Here is a 19,343-nt window from a genome sequence, read left to right on the forward strand (position 1 = left end):
GCACGGACCGTAATCCGCAGGCCGGGGTCGCGGGCGTCGATGAACGCCCGGCGATTGTCGGTCGGCGCATGCATCAACGTTTGTCGTGATCGACTTGCGGCTCGATCCCGTCTTCGAGCGCGGCACGGGCCAGGGCATGGGTCGCGGTGGGGCTCGTGATCAGCAGAAAAAGCATCACGAACACCAGCTTCGCGGTGACCAGCGTCAGCCCCGCCTGGAGCATGAGGCCGGCAAGCATCAGGATCATGCCGGCGGTATCGGTGACCGAGGCCGCGTGCATGCGCGTGTAGAAATCCGGCATGCGCAGCATGCCGATACCGCCAATCACGCTGAACAGCGCGCCGCCGGCCAGCAGAATCCAGCTCGCGGTATCGATAAGAGCATTCATCGCACACTCCGCAGCGCGGTGCAGTATGAACGACGGGCCGCTTCATACATCAGGCTTTTCCTTGCTCGCGGCTTCCCAGCCGAGATCGCCGTACTGCATGAACTTGAGCACCGTCACCGTGCCGATGAAATTGATCAGCGCATAGATCAGGCCGAGATCGAGAAATTCCGGCCGGCCGTTGAGAAAGCCCAGCACCGCCACGAACAGCACGGTCTTGGTGCCGAACAGATTGATGGCCAGGATACGGTCGTAGACCGTGGGCCCCAGCAGGGCACGCACCAGAATCATCAGCATGGTGACCACAATGGCGATGATGGCGACGAGAAACATCATTCGCTGGCCTCGCGACGCGCGGGCGCACCAAAGGGACGTTCGAGGCGGCGCACGCGCTGGTCCATGTCGCCGCCTTCCATATCCGTGGCGTTGTCTTCGGTTATTGCATGCACGATGGCGTCACCGCTTCGCAGCGCCACGGTCACCGTGCCGGGCGTCAGCGTGATCGAGTTGGCGAATATCGCCTGGCCGAGCTCGCTCGACTGATGGGCGCGCAGGCGCACGATCGTCGGCGAGATGCGACGCCCGGGCAACACGATGCGTTTGGCGACATCCCAGTTGGATTTCGCGATTTCGCCGCCCAGCCACAGGGCATACAGCGGCACCCGGGCAAGCAGATGTAACGGCACGCTCTCGCGGTCGACAATGCCCATGCGATGGCATACATAGGCACAGAACAGCACCGAAAAGCCGCCCAGGCCAAGCACGATGGGCTTGTAAACGCCCGACAGTAGTAGCCACAGGGTGGCAGCGCCGATGATCAGCCCGAGCAGATAGCGCACGCGGTCCCCGAAAGAAGTTGCTTGTCTGAAGGCTACAAAGCGCCCGGGTTCCCGTCAATCAGAATCGGCGTCGGCCCGGCGTTCGGCGCGCGCCGCGAGCGTCTTGCGGCGTCGATGCGCGAAAAAGGCGATCACGGCACTCGCCACCAGCAGCCCGCCCGAAATCATCAGCTGTTTCGCGTCAATGAGTTGCTCGGGCGAGAACGTCTGCTGCGCGAGCAGGTCGGGCAGGTTCACGGTCGCACCGAAGCTCACGAACGTGATCATGGGCGGCAGCATGCCGATGACGCTGGCCAGAAAATAGGGCACCCACGGCACCCGCAGCAGCCCGCAGGCGTAGTTGACGAGATCGAACGGCAGAAACGAGGCGCGCAGAACCACCGTGGTCGGGAAGGCCTGCTCGACAAGCAGCCGCCGGAACGCTGCAATACGGGGGTTCTTGTGGTCCTCGGCGTGTTCTTCACTGCGAAAGAAGCGGGCCATGAAATAGGCGATATTGGCGGATAGATTCTCGCCGATCAGCGCATAGACCAGGCCGGGGCCGAAGCCGAACAGGCTGCCGGCCGCAATGGTCAGCCACATCGCGGGGAAGAAGGTCAGTGAACGCAGCCCGTAAATCACGATATAGGCCAGCGGTGCGAACGGGTTGTCGACCACGTACTCGTAGACCAGGCGCATGATCTCGCGAATCGACAGATCCTGAACATAGATCCAGACCAGGGCGGCCACGAGCAGCGTGCCCCAGATCGCGCCGGCGATCAGGCGCGACAGGCGGCGCGATGATTGTTCAGTCATGGCTTGCTCGCACTGGCGGTGATCACTCGGAAATAGGGTGGCTGCGGCTCGCGCGCGCGCTCCGCACAATCGTGTACGTGCAGGCCCGCGGTTTCGAGCCAGTCGCTCAGCTGGGCGACCTCGAAGCCGAGGTTGACGTGGTCATAGGCCGCGACCGTCGAAGCATGTTCGTGTCGGCCTATGGTGGCCAGCGTCAGACGCCCGCCGGAGCGCAGTATCCGGGCGGCTTCGGTGAGCGCGGTTTCAGGAGTTTCGCTGTAGCTTAGCGCATGCAGCAAAAACGCCTGGTCGAAGCTGGCGTCGTCGAACGGCAGCGCATGCATGTCGCCGATTCGAAAATTTACGTTGGTCTGCTGGCTCAGTCGAGCGCGCGCGGCATCGATGACGGCCGCGCTGCGATCCACGCAGGTCACGTGGCGGGCACGCCGGCACAGCAGTTCTGCAAGCACGCCGTCGCCGGAGGCGATATCGATGACATCGCCCAGATCGAGCAACTCGATCAGCGCGCGGCTCATGGCTTCCCATGTGCGGCCGGGCGAATACTGGCGTTCCATGCTGCCGGCGACCGACTCCACCCAGCTACTGCGCGCCGTGCGTTGGCGCACGATGGCGGCGGCATGCTCGCGATCACGATGCACGATGGCATCGTCGAGCGTATCCAGCAGGGCGCCCCAGAGTGGACGCATATCGTGATGCCAGCGTTTGACGTCCACGCTGTAGAAACGAGCGTTCGCCACCGCGCGATCCTGAACCAGTTCGGCTTCGCGCAGCCGTGCCAGGTGGCTGGATACCCGGCTTTGTGTGAGCTGGGTGACGGTGGTGAGTTCTGCGACCGTCATCGGCTGGTCGATAAGCAGCAGCAACAGCCGCAGCCGGGTGGGCTCGGCCAGCAGGCGCAGAAGCTGGGTGCTGTCGGCAAGATCGAGCATTCGCAACGAACCGGGAACAAAGAAGGATATCGGTGCCCGCCGTCGGATGGCCCGGGTGATCGGGGCCATGGCGTCGCGCCAATAAAAAAGGCCGCCCCCGGAGAGAGCGGCCCGTTGGGCAAAGGATACCCGATTTAGCTTGAACTGGAGCTAGAGCCCGAATTGGAGCTGGCGTTGTCGTTGCCGGACGCATTGCTCGAGCCGGTATTCGAACTCGAGCCGCTGGTCGAGCTGCTGCCACTGGTCGAGCTGCTGCCGCTGGTCGAAGACGTGCCGGACTTGGTCGAGCCGCTGCCCTGCTTGCGGGTCGTGCCGCTGCTGGCGCTGCTCTTGCGGGTGGTCGTCGATTTACGGGTGCCGCTCTTGGCGGTGGTGCTTGACTTGCGCGTGGCCGTGCTCTTCTTGGCGCTGCCCGAACCCGTCGAGGCGCTGCGCTTGCTCGTGCTGGCGCGACTCTTCGTGCCGCTGGTCGCAGACTTCGTCGAGCTGCTGCGCTTCTTGGCGGTGCTCTTGGCCTTGGTCGGCGCAGCGCTTTCGGCTTTTGCCGTGGCCTCGTCCGCCGCCGACTCGGCCTTGGATGCAGCACTGCTGGCCTTTGCCTTGGCGGTGCTGGCGGCCTGACCGGTCTTGCGTTTGGCCTGCGTCTTGCGCTTTTTGGCCTGGGTTGCCTCGGTCTTCGCCTCAGCCTTGGCCTTGGTGGCCGCATCCTGTGCAATCTGCTGGCTGCCTTCGAGATTGCGGCGGATCTCTTCGTTGATCTTGGCGCGCGTGCCATCGAGGATCGCCATGCTCTCGCGAGCGTTGTTCATGATCCGGTCAATGGTGTCCTGAATCAGCTGCAGCTGGGCCACGGCCAGCTCGCGCGGTGCGCCACCCTTGCGCAGTGTCTTGAGGCTCTTGATCGCTTCTTCGTAGTGGGTCTTGAGCGCCGCGAGTTCGTGCTCGGCGAGTTGCTCGATGCCATCGTAGACCGCGCGATTGGCGGAGGTGAATGCGCCCGTATAGTTCTTGCGCAGCTTATCGACATCCTTGCGCAGTTTGCTGATGCGGTTGTCGGATTTCGCCATGACCTGAGTTCGCCTTGCATTAAAAGGAAAACGTAGATAACCACGCGCCGCGCAGACTGTCAAAAACACTGCGCAATGTTACGAAATAGGGTGCCTCGACCTTGCCCGTCCGTCGGCGGCATGGCAGCCGTTACGATTGTGGCGCCACCGACAGTACGCTACCGTATCGCCACCAGTTCCAAGGCCCGGTCGCAGACGGCGGCCGGGACAATGTTCATCTTAAATGGAGTCAGCATCCATGCTTTATGAGGGATCAAAACTGTCGGTGGAAGTCACCGACGGGATCGCCGTGCTGTGTTTCGATGCGCGCGAAGAATCGGTCAATAAATTCGACCAGGCCACCATCAACGATCTCAACGAGGCCGCCAAGGCGCTGGCTCATGCCGACGACGTCAAGGGGCTGCTGGTCAAGTCCGCCAAGCCGGCCTTCATCGTCGGGGCCGACATCATGGAATTCGGCGAGCGCTTCAAGGCCTCCGACGACGAGATGCGCGAGTGGATGGCCGATGCCAACCGCATGTTCTCGACCATCGAGGATCTGGATTTCCCGAGCGTGACCGCGATCAACGGCATGGCGCTCGGCGGCGGTCTGGAGATGTGTCTGTCGACCGACTACCGCGTGATGGGCGAAAAGGCCCAGATCGGCTTTCCCGAAACCAAGCTGGGGATCTACCCGGGCTTTGGCGGGACCGTGCGTACGCCGCGTCTGATCGGCGCCGATAATGCGATCGAATGGATCGCCGACGGCAACCCGCGTCGTGCGGACAAGGCTTTCAAGGCGGGCATGGTCGATGCCGTGGTCGCCGAAGACGAGCTCGAAGCCGCGGCCCGCGATCTGCTGGATCGTGCCATCGCAGGCGAGTTCGACTGGAAGGCCCGCAAGGCCGAAAAGAAAGCCCCTCTCAAGCTCAACAAGACCGAAGCGGCGATGACGTTCCAGACGTCCAAGGGCTATGTGCTTGGCCAGACCAAGGGCCAGTACCCGGCCCCGATCGAAGCGATCGATCGCATGGCCAAGGCCGCCGGCATGGAGCGCGAGGGCGCCATCAAGGAAGAAACCGAAGGCTTCATCAAGCTGGCCAAGACGAGTGAGGCGGCCGCGCTTATTCAGCTGTTCCTCAACGACCAGCTGATCAAGAAGAAAGGCAAGAAGTACGGCAAGATCGCCCACACGATCGAGCAGGCCGCGGTACTCGGCGCCGGCATCATGGGTGGCGGTATCGCCTACCAGAGCGCTTACAAGGGCGTGCCGATCCTGATGAAGGACATCAAGGAAGAAGCCATCGACCAGGGTCTGGAAGAAGCGGCCAAACACTTCTCCAAGGGCGTCGAGCGCGGCAAGATGGATACCGCCAAGATGGCCGAGGGGATGTCGCGTATTCGCCCGACCCTGACCTATGGCGACTTCGGCAACGTCGACGCGGTAATCGAAGCCGTGGTCGAAAACCCCAAGATCAAGAAGAGCGTTCTGGCCGAAACCGAAGAAAAAGTTTCGGAAAAAACGATACTTGCGTCGAATACTTCGAGTATTTCCATCGATACGCTCGCCGCCGATCTCAAGCGCCCGGAGAACTTCCTGGGCATGCATTTCTTCAACCCGGTGCACAAGATGCCGCTGGTTGAAGTCATCAAGGGCGAGAAGAGCTCGGAAGAGGCGGTCGCCACGATCGTCGATTACGCGCATCGGCTCGGCAAGACCCCGATCGTGGTCAACGACTGCCCGGGCTTTCTGGTCAACCGTATCCTGTTCCCGTACTTCTTCGGCTTCCAGCAGCTGATCACCGACGGCGCCGACTTCGCCAAGATCGACAAGGTGATGGAAAAGTTCGGCTGGCCCATGGGCCCCGCCTATCTGTCCGACGTGGTCGGCATGGATACCTCGCAGCACGTCGAGGAAGTGCTCGCCGAAGGCTATCCGGATCGCATGACCAGCGAAGGCACCTCGTCGCTGGACGTCATGGTCGAAAACGGTCGTCTGGGCCAGAAGAGCGGCGCCGGCTACTACAAGTACGAGAAGGACAAGAAGGGCCGTCCCAAGAAGACGCAGGACGACAAGGCCTACGAGCTGGTCGGTTCGGTGCAGAAGGACGGCCAGAAGGACTTCGAGGCGGATGAGATCATCGATCGCATGATGATTCCCATGATCATCGAAGCCGCCCGCGCGCTCGAGGAAGGCATTGCCGAAACCCCCAACGAGGTCGACATGGGCCTGATCATGGGTCTGGGCTTCCCGCCGTTCCGCGGTGGCGCGCTCAAGTATGCCGATGCGCAGGGGCTGGCCACGGTCTGTGAAAAGGCCGACAAGTACAGCCACCTCGGCAAGCTCTACGAGCCCACCGAGCGCATGCGTGAAATGGCCGCCAACGGCGAAACGTACTTCGGACAGTAAGGCGTTCGGCTCAACCAGTTTCGAGAGAAAATCATGCAAGACATTGCCAAGCAAGACATTGTTATCGTTGACGCGGTACGCACCGCGATGGGCCGCTCCAAGGGCGGCATGTTTCGTAACACCCGTGCCGAAGAGCTCTCCGCCGCGCTCATGAAAGCGCTGCTCGAGCGCAATTCGGCGATCGACCCGGAAACCGTCGAGGACGTGATCTGGGGCTGCGTGCAGCAGACCAAGGAGCAGGGGCTCAACATCGGCCGCAACGCGGCGCTGCTGGCCGGGCTGCCCCATGCGGTCGCCGGCCAGACGGTGAACCGCCTCTGCGGCTCGTCCATGCAGTCGATTCATACCGCGGTGGGCCAGATCGCCGCCGGTATCGACGGCATCTTCATCTGCGGTGGCGTCGAGCACATGGGTCATGTGCCGATGGACTACAACGTGGATATCGCCCCGCAGCTGTCCAAGCACGTCGCCAAGCCGGCGGCCATGATGGGCCTGACCGCGGAAATGCTGGCCAACATCCACAGCATTGATCGCGAAGCCCAGGACACGTTCGCGCTGAATTCGCATCAGCGTGCACACAAGGCCAACGTCGACGGCGAGTTCGACGACGAGATCGTGCCGGTTAAAGGCTACGACGCCGACGGTCATATGTTCATGGCCAAACGCGACGAAGTGGTACGGGCCGATGCCAGCATGGAAGGCCTGGGCTCGCTGCGTCCGGCGTTCAACCCGCGCGGCGGCACCGTCACGGCCGGCAACTCGTCGGCCATTTCCGACGGTGCGGCTGCCGTACTGGTCATGTCGGCAGGCAAGGCCCAGGAACTCGGCCTCAAGCCCATGGCCCGTATTCGCGGCATGGCCGTGGCCGGCTGCGATCCGTCGGTCATGGGTCGCGGCCCGGTGCCGGCGAGCAAGAAAGCGCTCGAACGAGCGGGCGTAAGCCTCTCTGATATCGACTATTTCGAGCTCAACGAAGCCTTCGCGGCACAAAGTCTGGCCGTGCTCAAGGAACTCGGCATCGAAGACCGTCAGGACGTGATCAACGTTCGCGGCGGTGCGATCGCGCTGGGCCATCCGCTGGGCACCTCGGGCGCGCGTATCACCGGTGCGCTGGCGCATATCCTGGAAGACAAGGATGCCACCATGGGTCTGGCGACGATGTGCATCGGCATGGGCCAGGGCATCGCGACCGTGATCGAACGCGTCCGTTAGGATTCGCTCGAAAACGGCCCGATAGAGAGCCGGTGGTGACACCGGCTCTTTTTTTTGCGCGACCTCCGGCGGCACGCAACGCTGCCGGCCAAGCCGTGCCTGACAGGATCGCGCGGCGCGGTTAATATCGCCGCATGACCAAATATTCGCTCCGCCTGCTCGTTTTCGTTGTTTTTTGGATGGGCGTCGCGCTGGCCGCCAGCGCGCAGCAGACCCCGCCCAGCCCCGGCGTGGCCGCGCCGCCCACGGCACGAATCGTTGCCAGCGAACAGCAGGACTTTGCCACCTACCCGCTGATCGTCGATCGCATTGCCCAGCGTGGCGGCATCAACGGCAACATCTCCGCGACCCGTACGGTGGAAGGCGCATTGACGCGTATTACCTACGAACTGGCCGATAACGCCGATCTGGAAGAGGCGATGGCCGGCTATGCCCAGCGTCTGGGGCGCGCGGGTTTCGATATCGTCTACGACTGCGAGGGCCAGGACTGTGGCCCCACCTTCCTGCGTGCATCGCCGGGCTATCGCGTGGACGCCGAGCGTTTTGGCGGACGCGCTGCAAAGCAGCAGTACATGGCAGCCCACAAGGCCGATAGCGGCGGCGATATCTATGTCGGTATCCAGCTCGCCGCCGGCGGGCCCGGGGTCGCCGTGCAGGTCGATACGCTACGGGTCAAGCCGCGTGAGATCGGCGCCATCGCGGTCAACGCTGCGCAGATGGCTAACGACCTGGATACACAAGGCCGCGTCGCGCTCTACGGCATCTTCTTCAATACCGACAGCACGCAGGTCAAGCCGGAATCGCGGCCCACGCTGTCGGAAATCGCCAAGCTCATGGCCGAACGTTCGGATCTGAGGCTGTTGGTGGTCGGCCATACCGATAGCCGTGGCAGCTTCGATTACAACATCGATCTGTCGCAGCGCCGTGCGCAGGCCGTGGTGAATGCCCTGGTCACCCGTTACGGCGTCGATAGCGGTCGGCTCAAGCCCTGGGGCGTCGGCTATGCCGTGCCCCGGGCAAGCAACAACAGCGACGTGGGCAAGGCCGAGAATAGGCGTGTGGAGCTGGTGGTCTGGTAAGCCGGCGGCACGGCTAGCGCATCGAAAATACCACCGGTACCACCAGTTCGAGGCGGTTGCGGCGCATGGATGCGGGCATGCGCGGCAGCGGCTCGGCGCGGCTGAGCATCTGCTCGGCGGCGTGGTCGAGCAGCGCCGAGCCGGAGCTCTGCGTGATGCGCCGACTCACGATCCGGCCGTCCTGATCGACGGCGATATACAGGCGGACCGTGCCTTCTATTTCGCCCTGACGGGCGGCGGCCGGGTACTGCTTGTGGCGGGAAAGCCAGGCACGCAGCCGCACGATATAGTCGTCCGTGGCTTCATCGCTCGTGCCATAGGCGCCGTTGGCGTCGCTTTCGACCTCGCGTGTCTCGGTGCGGGCAATCTCGGGTGCCTGGGCGGTGACCTGCTCACTGGGCTCCACCGCGTCGATGGCATTGATGGGGGCTACCGCGACGGCGTTGGCCGGCTCGGCCGCGGGCGCGACCGTCGGCGCCGCCTCGATTGTTTGGGCCGCCGGGCTCGGGGTGCCATCATTCGAGGCCACCGGGCTTTCGGCCGGCTCGGGGCCGATATTGGCGACCGTTTCGGCCACCTCCGGCGGCGCGACGGCGGTCGACTCGGGCGCGTCCGTCTGGCTCGCGGGTGGCGCGCCGGCTGGGGCAACCTCGGGTGTGGGCGCATCCACCGGTGCCTCGGCCGCCATGGCCTCGGGCGGGGGGCCGGGGTCGAGGCGATCGAGCGATACCATCACGCCCTGTGGCGACTCGGGCGCGTGGTTGCGGGTGAGGCCACCCAGCAAGAACGCAACCAACAGCAGAATATGCAGGCCGGCCGCAATCGCCAGGGCGAACGTCCATTGGCGCTTGGAAATACCCACCGCTGCGTTAATCCGGCGCCAGGGTGATGAGCCGCAGCTTGTGGCCACCGGCATCTCGCAGCGCCTGCATCACCGCGACCACCCGCGTGGCATCGCCGTCGCCGTCGGCCTTGAGTCGCAGGGCGAGATCGGGATCGGCCTGCAGTGCGGTGCGCGCGCGGTCTTCGAGCGCGTCGAGTTCGATCGGCTGGCCGTCGACCGCGATCTCGCCGTCGGCGGCGATTTGTATTTCCAGGCCGTCCCGGCGCGCCTGGGCCTCGCTCTGCGAAACCGGCGGCTGAATATCGAAGGCCTGGGGCGAGGCCAGGCTGCCCGCCAACATGAAAAAGATCAGCAGCAGGAACACCACGTTGGTCAACGGCAGGATCGAGTCGTCCCCGTTGATACGCGAGCGGCGAGTACGCGAGAAGTGCATGGCCATCGTCTAGCGCCGGCTGCCGCTGGGCGCGGTTTCCATCAACGACAGTTGCTTCACTCCGGCGGCGGAGAGCGCGTCGAGTATGCGTACCGCATCCTGAAGCTTCACGCGCTCGGCCGGGCGGACGAGCACCCGACGGTCGGGCGCATCGGCCAGCGCAATCCGCACCCGCTGTATCAGCTCCTCCATGCCCACGTACTGGCCGGCGAAACGCACCCCGTCGAGGCGTACGTCGACGAGCAGGGCGCCTTCCACGGCCGGCGCGGCGCTGCCTTCGGCCGGCGTATCGAGCACGATCGAGTGCAGGTCGAGAAAGCTCGATGCCAGCATGAAGAACAGCAGCAGGATGAAGACGACGTCGATCAACGGCGTCAGGCTGATCAGCGATCGCCGCCGCCGGCCAGCCTGCAGGCGCGCGCTAAACGAACGGGGTGCGCTTGCTGTGTTCGTCGTCATCGTCGCGGGCGGTGGCTGCGGACGTACGGTTCAGATCGGCGGTGAATACGCGGGTCACGACGCTGTCCATCTCATGGGCACAGCGATCGACGGTGCGCTCGAGCCAGTTCAGGGCCACGATCACAGGCATGGCGACGGCCAGGCCGACCGCGGTGGTCAGCAGGGCCTGCCAGATACCGCCGGAAAGCACGGCAGGGTCGACCTGGCTGCCGGCCTGTTCGAGATCCCGAAACGCTTCGATCATGCCCAGTACGGTGCCGAGCAGGCCCAGCAGCGGCGCGAGTGCGGCAATGACCTCGAGCGGGCGCAGATGACTGCGCAGCGACTCGAGCATATCGCCGCCGTATTGAAGAATATCTTCGCGCAATATCCCTTCGGACACGCCGCTGCGCTGGCGCAGCTCGATCGCGCGGGCGAGGGTGCGAGCCGTGGGGTTGGGCGAGCGTTTTGCGCTGGTGACCGCGGCGCTCGCATTGCCGCCGCGATAGAGTTCCAGCGCATTGCGGGCGGTACGCCGGTCGTTGATGCGCACCCGCCGGAACTGAAAGATCTTGGCCAGTACGATCGTGATCGCGACCAGCGACATCAACAGCAGCAGGACAACAACGGGCCCGCCCAGTGCAATGATGCCGGCGGTGCCGGTAATAGCGTCTAGAAACGAGTTCACGCGTTCGCTCCCGATGGTGAATGCGTGGTCAGCGAACGCGAACAGGGCATCGCGTCGCCGTGATCATTTGATGAACGGCACGTTGCCGCGTTGCGAGACCGACAGCAACGACAGGCAGTCGTCGCGTGCGCCCTGGTCGGCGCGGCACTGGAGCACGTCGTTGAGCAGCATCTGGCCGATGTCCTCACAGGCCAGGTTCTTGATATCGAAAACCTTGATGCTGGTCTTGTTCTGAGCCATGGGGCCGATCTGAACGGCCAGCCGGCGCGCGACGATGCCGTCGTTGTCGAACATCACCACGTCGAGCTGGACGTCCTCGAACGTGGAGTCCGTGAGGTTCTGAGTCACGAGATAGGCACGGCAGGCGCCGTCGACCGGTTCGAGCTTGTTGAGTTCGACATCGATACCGCCGGCCTGGGCCGAGGCCGTGGCGCTTGCAACCACGAGAAAGGCAGCGATCAGTGCACGTATGACCATAATGTATGTCCCAAGGCCGAGCATCGGCGCGATGCGCGACGCGCCCGGAATCGCGATAGCGCGTGATACGCCGCACAGAACGCAACCCCGCACGCGTTGTCATGTTAAACCCTTGCCAGTATTGCTGTTGCCCTGAGCGGGCGCAACCATCGCCGGCTGGCATCGACAGCGGCCGGGCAGAGCGGCAGACTTCTGGCTGATGCATTCATTGAGCAGGAGTGAGTCTTGAGCGTTTTCACGCAGATGGCCGCGGCGGGTCATGAGCAGGTCTGTCATATCAGCGACGCCGAAACCGGCCTGCGCGCGATCGTGGCCATCCATTCGAGCACCCTCGGTCCGGGGCTGGGCGGCGTGCGAATTCGTGAGTATGAAGACGAACAGGCTGCGCTGACCGACGTGCTGCGCCTGTCCGAGGCGATGAGCTACAAGGCTGCCTGTGCGGGCCTGCGCTGTGGCGGCGCCAAGGCCGTCGTGCTGGCGCCGTTCCCGCGCGACCGCGAAGCCGGCATGCATGCACTGGGCCGCGCGGTCGACGGCCTGGCCGGACGCTATGTCGCCACCGAGGACATGGGCATGAGCGAGTCGGATATCGCCTTGCTCAACGAGGTCACGCCGCATGCGGTCGGCCGCAGTCTGGAAGCCGGCGGCTCGGGCGATCCCTCGCCGCATACCGCCGACGGCGTGATCGCCGGCATGCGCGCGGCCCTGCGCGCGGCCGATCGGCCGGTGGAGTTCAAGGGCCTGCGGGTTGCGGTTCAGGGCTGTGGCCACGTGGGTCTTGCGATCGTTGAGCGGCTGATTGGCGCCGGAGCGCAGGTATGGGCCTCGGACATCAACGACGAAGCCTGCGAACAGGCGGCCGCGGCCGGCGCGACAATCGTCGATAACGACCGCATTCATGCCCAGGACGTGGATATTTTCGCGCCCAGCGGGGTCGGCGCCATTCTCGACGAGCGGCGTATTTCCGAGCTCGAATGTGTAATCGTGGCCGGGGCAGCCAACAACCAGCTGGCCACGCCCGAGGACGGGATGCGCCTGGCCGAGCGGGGCATCGTCTATGCGCCGGACTTCGTGATCAACGCCGGCGGGCTGATCAACGTCAGCGACGAACTCGACAGCGAAGGCTATAACGCCGAGCGCGTGCGTTTTCGCGTGGCGTCGATCGAAACCACACTGGATGAAATCTTCGAACAGGCTCGGGCCGAGCGTCGGCCGCCGGAAGCCGTGGCCATCGATATGGCGCATACGCGTATCGCGGCCGGCGCACGCTAGCACGCGCGGGGCGGTATGCCTGGTCTACGGCGTCTATCGATGCGCCAAACAAAAAAGGCCGCGCCCGAACCGGGCGCGGCCTTTTCATTTCAGCGGCTGCACATTTCGGGTTAGGCGGCGTTATCCCACTCGGGTGCGAAGGAGGGGTTGATGATGCGACCGTCTTCGGAATGCAGCGCTTCGATCTCGCGCATCTCTTCCTCGGTCAGCTCGAAATCGAAGATCTCGAAATTGTTGGTCACGTGCTCCTTCTTCGACGAGCGCGGGATGACCACGACATCGCCGTGCTGGACCAGCCAGCGCAGGGCGACCTGGCCGCCGTTCTTGCCATGCGCCTTGCCGATGCGTTCCAGGGTGGGCTCGCTGAATACGCGGCCCTGCGCCAGCGGACAGTAGGCAGTCAGTGCCATGCCGTGTTCGGCGACCTTATCCAGCACCGGCTTCTGGCTGATGTAGGGATGGAACTCCACCTGGTTGGTGGCCAGGGGCGCGGTCGACTGGCCCACCGCTTCCTCGATGAGCGTGGTGGTGAAGTTGCTGATACCGATATTGCGTGCCAGCCCCTGTTCCCGGACCTCGTTGAGCGCGCCCAGAGTTTCCTTGAGCGAGATATCGGGGTTCGGCCAGTGCAGCAGCAGCAGGTCGACATAATCGGTATCGAGCTTCTGCAGGCTTTCGCGTACCGATGCCTGCAGATCGCCGTCGGCGAACTGATCGGTCCAGACCTTGGTGGTCAGGAAGATATCTTCGCGGTCCAGGCCGGATTTCTTGAGCCCGCGGCCCACGGCCTCTTCGTTCTTGTACATCTGGGCGGTATCGATATGCCGATACCCCACGTCCAGTGCATGGGCGACCATGGATTCCGCGTCCGCCGGCTCCAGTTCGAACGTACCGAACCCGATCGCGGGGATTTCTGCGCCGTTTGCGTTGACGTACTGCATACGAGACTCCTGTTTCGTGTCGTCAGCTCAGGGAAGCTCTGCACAACCTCTCGCGGTTCGCGTTCGCCCTGAAAGGACTTTCAAGGTCACAGACGTTGCGACAAGGCGTCCGAGCGCAGCGCCTGCCTCATTGGCAGGTCAAGCTCGGCAACGCAGTCGCGGCGTCTGTGAGGCCGAACCCCGCAGGGGCCGCCGGCTTTGCGCGCGCTTGATCGGCGTCAGTGTTCGCTACCATGCAGCAAGCACGCTACGCTCTCACTTCCTTGTCAATCGCGCGCAAAGCACGCCGGTGCGACCGTGACAGGTTGTGCAGAGCTTCCCTAGGTAAGGTCTGTTACTCATGCTTTCAATCACGGCAGGCGGTATGCACAACACCTTCTCGCAGCAGGCAAAGGTATGACCGGGTGGCTCGCACGGGCGCTCAAGCTCGAGCGCGGCGAATTCGTGCCGGTGGCCTGGTCGTTCGCCTATTTCTTCTGCCTGCTGTGCGGCTATTACATTCTGCGTCCGCTGCGCGACGAAATGGGCATCCAGGGCGGGGTGGACGCGCTGGCCTGGGTGTTCTCGGCCACGTTCCTGCTCATGCTCGCGGTGGTGCCTGCCTTCGGCTGGGCGGTTGCACGGTTTTCAAGGCGCGGGGTGGTCGTTGCCAGCTACGGCTTTTTCGTCTTCAACCTGCTGGTGTTTTTCCTGCTCCTGCGCGCGGAGGTCGCACCCACCTGGGTCGCACGCGCATTCTTCGTCTGGGTAAGCGTATTCAATCTGTTCGTCATCTCGCTGTTCTGGAGCGTGATGAACGACATGTTCGATCAGGCCCAGGCGCTGCGCCTGTTCGGCCTGATCGCGGCGGGCGGCAGCCTCGGCGCCATTGCCGGCCCCGGCCTGACCACGCTGCTGGTCGAATACCTGGGTCCGGTCAATCTGTTGCCCTTGTCGGCGGCGCTGCTGATCGCCGCCGTGGTCTGTGCATTGCAGGTCATGCAGCGCACCGGCGGGCGAACCGGCGCGCCGCCGGCCGCCCGCGTGCGCAGCGAAAGCGTATGGGCCGGCGCGACCCATGTGGCCCGGTCGCCGTACCTGCTCGGTATCTGCGTATTCATCGTGTTCTATTCGGCGCTGTCCACCTTCCTGTACTTCGAGCAGGCCCGTATCGTCGAAAACGCCTTCGCCGATAGCGCCCAGCGCACCCAGGTGTTCGCAGCCATGGATCTGGCCACCAATAGCCTGACGTTGGCCTTGCAGTTCTTTGCCACGGCGCGTCTGGTGGCCTGGCTGGGCCTGCCGGTCGCGCTGGCCATGATTCCGCTCGCGGTGGCGGCCGGCTTTGGCGCCCTGGGCGCGGCGCCCACGCTGGCAGTGCTGGTGGTCTTCCAGGTGGTACGCCGGGCGGGCAACTACGCCATAACCAAACCGGCCCGCGAAATGCTGTTTTCCGTGGTCAGCACCGAAGACAAGTACAAGGCCAAGAACTTCATCGATACCGTCGTGTATCGCGGCGGCGATGCGGCGAGCGGCTGGCTGTTCACCGGTTTGTCGGCGGTCGGGCTCGGGCTGTCGGCGCTGGCTTTTGCCGCGGTTCCGCTGGCCACGCTCTGGGCAATCTGCGGCCTCATGCTCGGGCGCGCACGCCGGGCTCGCGAACAGGCAAACCACGAAAACACCCCAAACCAACCCCACCGAGGTGGACTATGAGCCGAGACGATTCGATATTCGACAAGCCGTTCAACCGTCGTCGCGTGCTGGGCTATGGCGCCGCGGCAGCCGGCCTCGCGGCCATGCCCTGGCAGCTTTCGCTGGCCGCACAGATCGAGGCCGAAGCCGCCGATCAGGCCATGCGCCAACGCGCGATTCCGGCCACCGGCGAAAAGATACCGGTGATCGGCATGGGATCGTCGGGTTCTTTCGAAACCCGCGACGAGGCCACCCGGACGGATCTGGCAAAGGTGATGAAACAGTTCGTTGCCATGGGCGGCACGCTGGTCGATACCTCGCCGTCCTATGGCAACGCCGAAACGAATATCGGCAATATCGCCAGACAAACCGGCGTGCGCGATCAGCTGTTCATGGCCACGAAGGTGCGAAAACGCAGTCGCGAGCAGACGCTGGACCAGTTTCGTGCCTCTATCGATGCGCTGGGCGAGCCGATCGATATGCTACAGATCCACAACTTCATCGGGCTCGATAACCAGTGGGCGACGCTGCAACAGCTCAAGGAAGAAGGGCGGGTGCGTTATATCGGCATCACCCATTATCTGACCAGCGCCTTCGGCGAACTGGAACACCAGATGGCGACCAAGGACATGGACTTCGTCCAGTTCAACTATTCGATCATCACGCCCGATGCCGAACAACGGCTGCTGCCACTGGCCGCCGATCACGGTATTGCAGTACTGGTGAACCGCGCCTTCAACGACGGCCGCATATTCGGCCAGACGAAGGGCAAGGCGCTGCCCGAGTATGCGAAGGAGTTCGATTGCTTTTCCTGGGCCCAGTTCGCGCTCAAATACGTGCTCGCCAACGAAAGCGTCACCGCCGTGATTCCGGCCACCAGCGATCCGGAACACCTGCGTGACAACATGCATGCCGGCTACGGCAAACTCCCCGATGCGGATATGCGCAAGCGCATGCGGGAAACGATTGCCGAGCTGTGACCCGGGCCGCGCGCGGGTGCTGTCAGAGAAACACTGGCGTACTCGGCCTGGCGCTACGCGAAACGGCCTGCATGAAACAGGCTCACCCGCGCCGCAAAAGTCGGCGCGGGTGAGCTCGGCCTGGCCCGCCGGCGTCAGGCGGCCTTGTCGAAATGCAGCGCAGTGTCCTCGCCGAGATCGACCTTGACCGTATCGCCGGCCACGAACTCGCCGGCCAGTATCCGCTTGGCGAGCGGGTTTTCCACCAGCGTCTGGATCGAGCGCTTGAGCGGGCGTGCGCCGTAGACCGGGTCGAAACCGGCTTCGGCCAGCTTGTCGAGTGCGGCATCGCTGACCTTGAGGACGAGCTCGCGTTCGGCCAGACGCTGATGCAGTTCGCGCATCTGGATTCTGGCGATCGAGCGGATCTCGCTCTGGCCCAGCGGATGAAAGACCACCGACTCGTCGATACGGTTGATGAACTCGGGCCGGAAGTGCTGGGCCACGACTTCCATCACCGACTCGCGCATGGTCTCGTAGCTGGTATCCGCAAGCTCCTGAATGAGCTGGCTGCCCAGGTTCGAGGTCATCACGATCACGGTATTGCGAAAGTCCACCGTGCGGCCCTGACCGTCGGTGAGCCGGCCGTCGTCGAGCACCTGCAGCAGCACGTTGAACACATCGCCGTGGGCTTTCTCCACTTCGTCGAGCAGGATGACCGAATACGGCTTGCGGCGTACGGCCTCGGTGAGATAACCGCCCTGTTCATAGCCGACATAGCCTGGGGGCGCGCCGATCAGGCGTGCGACCGAGTGTTTTTCCATGAACTCGGACATGTCGATACGCACCATGGCCGATTCGCTGTCGAACAGGAAGGTCGCGATCGACTTGCACAGCTCGGTCTTGCCGACGCCGGTGGGGCCCAGGAACAAAAACGAGCCGATTGGCCGGTTCGGGTCCGACAGGCCCGAGCGCGAACGCCGGATGGCATCGGCCACCGCCGACACGGCCTCGTTCTGGCCGATCACCCGTTCGTGCAGCGAATCCTCCATGCGCAGCAGCTTGTCGCGTTCCGCCTCGAGCATGCGATTCACCGGAATGCCGGTCCAGCGCGACACGATTTCGGCGACTTCCTCGTCGGTGACGTTGTTGCGCAACAGCTTGGTGGCCGCCGGTTTTTCCTCGGCCGCCTGGGCTTCGGTCAGTTCACGCTCGAGCTGGGGAATACGCCCGTACTGCAGCTCGGACATGCGATCGAAATCGCGGGCGCGCTGGGCCGCCTCGAGTTCCTTCTTGGCCTGTTCGAGTTCTTCGCGCTTGTTTGCCGCGCCTGCGACCGAGGCTTTTTCCGATTTCCAGATTTCTTCCAGATCCGAGTACTCGCGTTCGAGGTCCTCGATTTCCTCGTCGAGCCGGTCAAGGCGGGTCTTCGAGCCTTCGTCGGATTCCTTGGACAGGGCCTGCTTCTCGATCTTGAGCTGAATCAGGCGCCGGTCGAGCCGGTCCAGTTCTTCCGGCTTGGAATCGATTTCGATACGGATCTTCGAGGCGGCCTCGTCGATCAGATCGATGGCCTTGTCGGGCAGCTTGCGGTCCGTGATGTAGCGCTGCGAGAGCTTGGCCGCAGCAATGATGGCACCGTCGGTGATATCCACACCGTGGTGGACTTCATAGCGCTCCTTGAGCCCGCGCAGGATGGCGATGGTGTCTTCCAGGTCCGGCTCGTCGACCAGCACCTTCTGGAAGCGCCGCTCCAGCGCCGCGTCCTTCTCGATGTTCTCGCGGTATTCGTTGAGCGTGGTCGCGCCGATGCAGTGCAGCTCGCCGCGGGCCAGGGCGGGCTTGAGCATATTGCCGGCATCCATCGAGCCCTCGGCCTTGCCCGCACCGACCAGCGTATGGATTTCGTCGATGAACAGAATGATCCGGCCTTCCTGCTTGGACAGGTCGGAGAGCACGCCCTTGAGACGGTCCTCGAACTCGCCGCGGTATTTCGCGCCGGCGATCATGCCGCCGAGGTCGAGCACCAGCACTCGCTTGTCGCGCAGCGACTCCGGGACTTCGCCATTGATGATGCGCTGGGCCAGACCTTCCACGATGGCGGTCTTGCCCACGCCGGGTTCGCCGACCAGGGTGGGGTTGTTCTTGGTCCGGCGCGAAAGCACCTGGATCACCCGGCGGATTTCTTCATCGCGGCCGATCACCGGATCGAGCTTGCCCTGTTCGGCCCGCTCGGTGAGGTCGATGGTGTATTTGTCGAGCGCGCCGCGCTGTTCCTCGGCGTTGGCGTCGTCCACGTTCTCGCCGCCGCGGATCTTGTCGATCTGGGCAGTGAGTTTGTCGCGGGTCGCGCCGGCGTTCTTGAGAATGGTGCCGGCTTCAGACTTGTCCTCGAGCGCGGCGAGTACGAACAGCTCGCTGGAGATGAACGAATCCCCGCGTTTCTGGGCCAGCTTGTCCGACAGGTTGAGTACGCGCACGAGCGCCTGGCTCGCACCCACGTCGCCCGTGGCCTGGCCAACGGTCGGCAGGTCGTCGAGCGCCTTGAGCAGGCGGTTGCGCAGATCGCGTACATCCAGCCCCGCGCCGTCGAGCAGCGGGCGTACGGTCCCGCCTTCGGTATCGAGCAGGGCCAGCAGCACGTGTACCGGCTGGATTTCGTTGTGGTCGCGGCCGACAGCCAGGCTCTGGGCCTCGCCGAGAGCGCTTTGAAGCTTGCTGGTTAGTTTGTCCATGCGCATGTTGTGCTATCCCTCTTAGACTGGTTCGGCACAGCGAATGCGACGGCTGCGCCCTGTAATACGTCCTGTTATAGGTCCGGTTGCAAACAATTCAACCATCGTTTGAAACATCGTGTATTGATCCATGTCAGCATAGATCGCCGGCAGCCGTTTTTACGCTGATATACTCGCGCGAGCGCCGAAT

General features: G+C 63.7%; 19 protein-coding genes. 6 read left to right on the forward strand and 13 right to left on the reverse strand.

All coding sequences use genetic code 11. The features are described from left to right. Positions 1-73 precede the first annotated feature (73 nt). The 6 genes from mnhG to CMN27_RS03525 all read right to left on the reverse strand — a co-directional run bounded on the left by mnhG (position 74) and on the right by CMN27_RS03525 (position 4,015). Positions 74-388 (reverse strand): monovalent cation/H(+) antiporter subunit G, encoded by a 315-nt coding sequence (gene mnhG / locus CMN27_RS03500; protein ID WP_293624018.1) that lies wholly within the window; start codon positions 386-388, stop codon positions 74-76. A 42-nt stretch (positions 389-430) separates the two neighbouring features. Continuing rightward, positions 431-721 (reverse strand): monovalent cation/H+ antiporter complex subunit F, encoded by a 291-nt coding sequence (locus CMN27_RS03505; protein WP_293624019.1) that lies wholly within the window; start codon positions 719-721, stop codon positions 431-433. Then, positions 718-1,224, reverse strand: coding sequence for a Na+/H+ antiporter subunit E (locus tag CMN27_RS03510; RefSeq protein WP_293624020.1), 507 nt, complete (start codon positions 1,222-1,224; stop codon positions 718-720). The genes CMN27_RS03505 and CMN27_RS03510 overlap by 4 nt, the downstream gene beginning before the upstream one ends. A 54-nt stretch (positions 1,225-1,278) precedes the next feature. Beyond that, a complete protein-coding gene (locus CMN27_RS03515; protein WP_293624021.1) occupies positions 1,279-2,019 on the reverse strand; it encodes a VTT domain-containing protein in 741 nt (246 codons plus the stop codon). Beyond that, complete coding sequence (locus CMN27_RS03520; RefSeq protein WP_293624022.1) at positions 2,016-2,948, reverse strand: metalloregulator ArsR/SmtB family transcription factor; 933 nt, start codon at positions 2,946-2,948, stop codon at positions 2,016-2,018. The genes CMN27_RS03515 and CMN27_RS03520 overlap by 4 nt, the downstream gene beginning before the upstream one ends. Before the next feature lie 134 nt (positions 2,949-3,082). Further along, positions 3,083-4,015 carry a phasin family protein gene (locus CMN27_RS03525; protein ID WP_293624023.1) on the reverse strand — a complete coding sequence of 311 codons (933 nt, stop codon included), beginning with the start codon at positions 4,013-4,015 and terminating at the stop codon, positions 3,083-3,085. 238 nt (positions 4,016-4,253) lie between these two features. Here CMN27_RS03525 and fadB point away from each other — a divergent pair, with 238 nt between their 5' ends. The 3 genes from fadB to CMN27_RS03540 all read left to right on the forward strand — a co-directional run bounded on the left by fadB (position 4,254) and on the right by CMN27_RS03540 (position 8,695). After that, a complete protein-coding gene (fadB, locus tag CMN27_RS03530) occupies positions 4,254-6,404 on the forward strand; it encodes a fatty acid oxidation complex subunit alpha FadB (protein ID WP_293624024.1) in 2,151 nt (716 codons plus the stop codon). A 33-nt stretch (positions 6,405-6,437) separates the two neighbouring features. Next, positions 6,438-7,616, forward strand: coding sequence for an acetyl-CoA C-acyltransferase FadA (gene fadA, locus CMN27_RS03535; RefSeq protein ID WP_293624025.1), 1,179 nt, complete (start codon positions 6,438-6,440; stop codon positions 7,614-7,616). A 134-nt stretch (positions 7,617-7,750) separates the two neighbouring features. After that, entirely contained in the window at positions 7,751-8,695 is a 945-nt protein-coding gene (locus tag CMN27_RS03540; protein WP_293624026.1) for an OmpA family protein, read from the forward strand. Between the two features lie 13 nt (positions 8,696-8,708). Here CMN27_RS03540 and CMN27_RS03545 read toward each other — a convergent pair whose 3' ends face one another. From CMN27_RS03545 to CMN27_RS03565, 5 genes are all read right to left on the reverse strand, one after another. Continuing rightward, positions 8,709-9,557, reverse strand: coding sequence for an energy transducer TonB (locus CMN27_RS03545; protein ID WP_293624027.1), 849 nt, complete (start codon positions 9,555-9,557; stop codon positions 8,709-8,711). Between the two features lie 7 nt (positions 9,558-9,564). Then, complete coding sequence (locus tag CMN27_RS03550; protein ID WP_293624028.1) at positions 9,565-9,978, reverse strand: biopolymer transporter ExbD; 414 nt, start codon at positions 9,976-9,978, stop codon at positions 9,565-9,567. 3 nt (positions 9,979-9,981) lie between these two features. After that, complete coding sequence (locus tag CMN27_RS03555) at positions 9,982-10,431, reverse strand: biopolymer transporter ExbD (RefSeq protein ID WP_293624029.1); 450 nt, start codon at positions 10,429-10,431, stop codon at positions 9,982-9,984. Then, complete coding sequence (locus CMN27_RS03560) at positions 10,394-11,098, reverse strand: MotA/TolQ/ExbB proton channel family protein (protein ID WP_293624030.1); 705 nt, start codon at positions 11,096-11,098, stop codon at positions 10,394-10,396. The genes CMN27_RS03555 and CMN27_RS03560 overlap by 38 nt, the downstream gene beginning before the upstream one ends. Positions 11,099-11,161: 63 nt before the next feature. Next, entirely contained in the window at positions 11,162-11,575 is a 414-nt protein-coding gene (locus CMN27_RS03565; protein WP_293624031.1) for a hypothetical protein, read from the reverse strand. 225 nt (positions 11,576-11,800) lie between these two features. Between CMN27_RS03565 and CMN27_RS03570 the strand changes: the two genes are divergently transcribed. After that, the gene (locus tag CMN27_RS03570) at positions 11,801-12,847 is read left to right on the forward strand and encodes a Glu/Leu/Phe/Val dehydrogenase dimerization domain-containing protein (RefSeq protein ID WP_293624032.1); all 1,047 of its coding nucleotides are present in this window, start codon (positions 11,801-11,803) and stop codon (positions 12,845-12,847) included. 110 nt (positions 12,848-12,957) lie between these two features. Here CMN27_RS03570 and CMN27_RS03575 read toward each other — a convergent pair whose 3' ends face one another. Continuing rightward, the gene (locus CMN27_RS03575) at positions 12,958-13,788 is read right to left on the reverse strand and encodes an aldo/keto reductase (protein WP_293624033.1); all 831 of its coding nucleotides are present in this window, start codon (positions 13,786-13,788) and stop codon (positions 12,958-12,960) included. A 396-nt stretch (positions 13,789-14,184) separates the two neighbouring features. Between CMN27_RS03575 and CMN27_RS03580 the strand changes: the two genes are divergently transcribed. Then, a complete protein-coding gene (locus CMN27_RS03580) occupies positions 14,185-15,480 on the forward strand; it encodes an MFS transporter (protein ID WP_293624034.1) in 1,296 nt (431 codons plus the stop codon). Then, the gene (locus CMN27_RS03585) at positions 15,477-16,439 is read left to right on the forward strand and encodes an aldo/keto reductase (RefSeq protein WP_293624035.1); all 963 of its coding nucleotides are present in this window, start codon (positions 15,477-15,479) and stop codon (positions 16,437-16,439) included. Before CMN27_RS03580 ends, CMN27_RS03585 begins: the two co-directional genes overlap by 4 nt. 134 nt (positions 16,440-16,573) lie before the next feature. Here CMN27_RS03585 and clpB read toward each other — a convergent pair whose 3' ends face one another. After that, a complete protein-coding gene (gene clpB, locus CMN27_RS03590) occupies positions 16,574-19,153 on the reverse strand; it encodes an ATP-dependent chaperone ClpB (RefSeq protein WP_293624036.1) in 2,580 nt (859 codons plus the stop codon). Positions 19,154-19,343: the final 190 nt, after the last annotated feature.

The sequence above is a fragment of the Salinisphaera sp. genome (genome assembly GCF_002729955.1).
In the GTDB taxonomy this organism is placed as follows: Bacteria; Pseudomonadota; Gammaproteobacteria; order Nevskiales; family Salinisphaeraceae; genus Salinisphaera.